Annotated in this window: 4 protein-coding genes; all 4 read left to right on the plus strand. The window is 63.9% G+C overall.

Going from position 1 to position 4,809, the window contains the following annotated elements; all coding sequences use genetic code 11:
• Window positions 1–346: 346 nt before the first annotated feature.
• The 4 genes from GGR23_RS22880 (at window position 347) to GGR23_RS22895 (ending at window position 4,510) form a co-directional block, all read left to right on the plus strand.
• Window positions 347–1,831: a hypothetical protein gene (locus tag GGR23_RS22880; protein ID WP_183368601.1), complete on the plus strand. Its 1,485-nt coding sequence runs from the start codon at window positions 347–349 to the stop codon at window positions 1,829–1,831.
• A gap of 148 nt (window positions 1,832–1,979) precedes the next feature.
• Window positions 1,980–2,330: a plasmid mobilization protein gene (locus tag GGR23_RS22885; protein ID WP_183368602.1), complete on the plus strand. Its 351-nt coding sequence runs from the start codon at window positions 1,980–1,982 to the stop codon at window positions 2,328–2,330.
• On the plus strand, window positions 2,327–3,754 hold the full coding sequence (locus GGR23_RS22890) for a relaxase/mobilization nuclease domain-containing protein (RefSeq protein WP_183368603.1): 1,428 nt from the start codon (window positions 2,327–2,329) through the stop codon (window positions 3,752–3,754). The genes GGR23_RS22885 and GGR23_RS22890 overlap by 4 nt, the downstream gene beginning before the upstream one ends.
• Before the next feature lie 363 nt (window positions 3,755–4,117).
• On the plus strand, window positions 4,118–4,510 hold the full coding sequence (locus GGR23_RS22895; protein WP_183368604.1) for a hypothetical protein: 393 nt from the start codon (window positions 4,118–4,120) through the stop codon (window positions 4,508–4,510).
• Window positions 4,511–4,809: the final 299 nt, after the last annotated feature.

The following is a 4,809-nucleotide window of genomic DNA, read 5'->3' on the forward strand; positions in this document are numbered from 1 at the left end:
GACCCTCCTGAGCGGGGCTCGAAGGAGGGGTCTTAAGTTGGCCGTACCTGTTCGTGTAGTCCTCGAACACATCCATGATGTCGGCCGGCGCGGCATTACGCAAGCCGGCGCAGCCGGCTGTTTGCGTCCTGCGAGTTTTCATGGATACTGGAAACAGAAACGCCGCCCGATTCTTGGTCGGGCGGCGTTCGTGTAGTCCCCGGCGGACCTCTTGCTTGTTAAGTTTGGCGACCAGACAGCAAAAGGAAAGCCTCAAAAGAGCTCGGCTGGAGCCGAGAACCGAAGATGCATATAGCACTTACAGGACATTTTGACAATCCTACGGCCGCCAGAAAGGCGGGCGGTGGTGCCGTCTAAAGTCGTTCCAGACGACCCAGCTTCCCAGGAAGCTTCGCTTCAGACTTCCGCGATCGTTCATGCCGATGCCTGCAATCAGAACATTGGATGGCAGCTCGAGCCCCGTCAGTGGCTGGCAGCGAAACTCCGCCGCGCGGAGCTCGACGATCAGACCGAGAGGCTGGCGACCCTGCTTGAGGCGGCCGGTGTTGACGTCCGCCTGCAGAGCGACGTCGTAGCTATCTCCGCCGTTACGGGCATCGTCACCGACGTGGGCGCCTGGAGGCCCATTCGGTTCCTACCGGCCGTCGCCGCTCGTGATCGAAGGCCGATCCTCAACGCGCTTCGCTATTGGATCGACCAGGAGGCCGATCGCCCCGAGTACATCCGCTATGCGGTCGTGACGTCGGGCGATCTCGTTCCAGCTTTCGGGGACCTTCGGACGGCCCTGAAGGACCTCTCCCGGAAGATCTCGAAGTGGGCAAAGGCGGCTCGCGACGACTACGGCGTCGAGGTCCACTTCCGCGGTAGCGAGTTCACCCGCCGGACTGCTGCGGAGCGCGGGCTCGATGCCCGCTTCCCTCCCGACGTCGTCCTCTACCACGTCCACGGAAACGTCCTCTTCCAGCCTCTCAGTAAGATGCCCGAACAGGGTCCCAAAAGCTGGGCCTCGTTCCTGGCATGGAGCCACGAGGTTTTCGGCGCCCACTGGAAGGACTGCGGCCGCATCGAGGATCCCCGCGAGATCGTGAAATACGTCGTCAAGCCGGCGGAGCTGCTCGAGGGCGAGAAACCGCTTCAGCCTGACGAGGCCCGCTGGCTGCACGAGAGCCTCTTCCGGCTCAATCTGGCGCAGCCTCTGGGGCCTTTCAGGGAGTTCTACGGCAGCATGCGGCAGGACCGCGTCAAGGTCGTCCGGGTCCGCAACGCTCAGGGTAGCGGCGGCAGCCTGAGGCTCGTCGAGAAGAGCAGGCGTCTTGTCCATTCCCGCGAGGAGAAGGAGGCCACCGAGCCCGGTGGGTGCCCTGTGAATCTGTTCATCGGTGTCACCATGCCGATGTGGCAGCACACGCCCTGGGCGGAGCCCATGCTCCTCGTCCAGAACTACAATCCGCGACCGGTCGGCCGGGCTGCCGAAGAGAGGCTGCAGGAGATCTACCTGGAGCAGATGGACGCCCGCGCGCGCTGGGACAGGTCCGGCGCCCCGGATCCCGCCGTAGCCCTCTCCGTGGCGACTGCATGGGCCACGAAGGGCGGCCTCAACGTGACCCCGTTCCGCGCCGCAAGGCGCCCCTCCTATAAGGTTCACACCAGTAGGTTAACTGTCCCGACGAAGGAGGGCGGTGAACCTACTGGGAAACTCTCTCTCGGCTCGCTCGGAGAGGTCTCTAAGCCTCCCAACCCTCCTCCCGACGATCGATTTGAAATCGATCCCGCATTCAGAATCGAGAACTTGAAGCTCTTCGAAGTCGGAGATCGGAAGCGCTCGGCCTGAGATCAGCCGGCGCTTGCGCCGTGCATCTGGGCGTCGTCATCATGAGAGCCAGCAATGGGCGGCAATACCGCTACGCGGTATCTTTGCCCGCTGGCCAAGGGGAGGGCTGCGCCCTGCCCCTGTGGAACCCCACCCAAAGGAGACGGCGATGGGATCTGAAAGGCGGAAGACGACCGAGCTGGTGACCATCCGGGTTACCCCGGACGATCACGCTCGCATCGTCGAGGCCGGAGCCGCGCATGGGCTCGGCCCGTCCTCCTTCGCCCGCGTTGCTGTCTGCCAGGCTGTCGGTCTTGCTGCCCCGGATGTCCGGCGTAAGCCGGATCCGAAACAGCGTGACCTCGCCCGTATCCTCGGTGAGCTCGGCAGGATCGGCAGCAACGTCAACCAGGTCGCTCGCGTTGCGAACGCCACTGGCGACGTCGCGTCGCTCGTCGCCGTCGACGCGCTGCGCGACCAGCTCGAAGAGCTGACACGCGCCGTCCTGGAACTCCGATGATCCTCACCACGGTCCGGCACGGCCGGACATCCCGCGATATCCGGAACCTGAAGTCCCATCTCAGCAGATCCGTCGGCCAGACCGCCCGCGTCGTCGCGATCGGCGGCTGCCCCCTCACGACCGTCGACGATGCGCTCGCCTACATGGAAGCGATGCGCGACGGCTCCATGGCCGACGTCGCGTGCCATCACGTGACGATCTCACCCCGCGGGCGCCTCGACGAGACGCAGCGCGACGAGGCCGTTCGGCGTGTCCTCGCCGCCTACGGAGCCGAGGATCATGCCTTCGTCCTATGGGAGCATGACGGCAAAGAGCGCGCAGCGCCTGGCGGAAGTCCGCAGCACTTCCACCTGGTCATCGGACATGTCGGAGACGACCTTAGGGCTCTCGACGACAGCCGGTCCTATCTCAAGCTCGAGGCCGTCGCCCGGTCGCTTGAAGCGGACTTCGGCGAGCCGCTGACCGTTTCGAGGCGAACCGCCGCGGTCGCCGAGGAGCTTCGTCGCTCCGGACGTCCGGACGTCGCCGACATGTTGGCGGAGCCGGCGGAGGCGCCGCGCTCCTCGATGTCGTCCAGGAATCGCGCCGTCGCGGCGCGTGCGGGCGTCGATCTGCCGAAGGCCAAGGCCGCTGTCGCGGCCGCTTGGTCGGCCTCCGACAGCCCGGCAGCCTTCATGGCCGCCCTCGCCGATCAAGGATTCGCGGTGGTCCCCGGAGAGAAGAAAGCGGTTTACGTCGTGACGGCCGGCGACGTCACGATCGGTGCCCTTGATCGCCTTACGAAGCAGAAGCGCGCCTATGTCGCTGAGATCATGAAAGGATTCGAGAATGGCAGACGTGACCTTGAAGCATGTGAAGGAAGTGTACGATCAGACGAAGGCTGCTCGGAGTGCGGCGGAGAGATTGGAGCCGCTGCTGCAGCTCCTGGACGATCCCCAGATGGACGGGCCCAGCCCGATAGAGAACCTTCAGGAGGTTCTCGAAACGATCCTGAACGGGCAGCGCCTCCTGCATCAGTCCATGATCGAGCTCCACGAGAAGATCGACCGGATAACAGGCTCGCGCAGGCACGCCTGACTGCTTCGCTCTCCGGGTTCTCCGTCACGCCGGCTATGCGACGTGAGATGGACTTCGTGCAGATCGACGCCCTTAAGCATCGGAAGCTTTCCGGTGGCCTGCTGTCGCGCCAGCTCGCCCGGCTGGACTGGAGCCGCATTTGGAAGCTCGCCGACGACGTCCTCGACTTCGCTCAGGAGGCGCGGCGCAGGATTCGCTTCGGCTCCTTCGAGCCGGTGCAGCCGCCTCCTGTTCGTATAGACCTCTCCCCAGATGGAATCCGTAGACGTCTTCTCGCCGCAAGGGCGGCCACGCCGGCCGCGCCTTCGTTTCCGGACGATGATGTTTCTCCAGCTCCGCGGAGATAGAGGCTCGGGCTCACCAAGGGACATCCCCCAGAACCCCCGTCGCTTCAGAGACCTGGCGCACCAGAGGCAGCCCGGCAAGGCACGCTCCGCTCTTCGGCCTGGCCGGTCCACCTCCGGAGCACCTGATCGGTCTCGCGACGGCGGCTCCGAGGGACATCCCCAAACAGCGCTATTTCGTATTTTAGAGGAAAAATCGCGATTTCGCTTTCAGGAAGGGCTTTAAATGGCCCGTACAGCGCGATCACAGGGTCATCCCATGTGATGACCCATGGGAAAATCGTGGTTAGCGGAACGTTAACCCGGTGCTGTCATCCTATGGTGACGAGTGCTGCTTCTGCGCTTGCCATCACATGGGAAGTCCCTATGACGACCGAAAGCCTGACGTACCGCGAGCTTGCCGACCGGCTTGGTATCAAGCTTGATTCCGCAAGGAAAATGACACTTCGTCGAAAGTGGCAGAAGACCATGGGAAATGACGGGACTGTCAGGGTGGCCGTCCCATCGGAGGTCTTGGAGCGGCCGCAAAGCCTTCCTACTGACGTTCCGGGTGACGTTCCTTCTGACATCTCTACTGACATCCCACCGGATGTCACTCCCAGCATCCAGGTGCCGTCACCCCTCGAGCTCCAGCTCCGGATCGAGGGCCTTAAGGCCCTGGTCGAGAGCGAGCGACGTCGGGCCGACTCCGCGGAAGCCGACCGTGATGCCTGGCGCGCCTACGCGCAGCGAGGCCTCTGGGCCAGGATGTTCGGATAACAAAAAAGCCCGACTCCAGAGGAGCCGGGCCTTTCCCTTTGCGCCATCGGCTTCCCAGCCTGTACGCGTCCCGATGATGGCGCGACGGGTTCAGCGGCGCAAGTCCTTTCCCTTTTCAAATATCCTAGCCAGGTGAGGAGGCCGCAGGCCGACGAGGGGGCGGCAATGAGCCCCCTGCGGACGAAGTCCGCCCTGAAAACAAAAGACCCTCCTGAGCGGGGCTCGAAGGAGGGGTCTTAAGTTGGCCGTACCTGTTCGTGTAGTCCTCGAACACATCCATGATGTCGGCCGGCGCGGCA

The organism is Gellertiella hungarica, from assembly GCF_014197145.1.
GTDB lineage: Bacteria > Pseudomonadota > Alphaproteobacteria > Rhizobiales > Rhizobiaceae > Gellertiella > Gellertiella hungarica.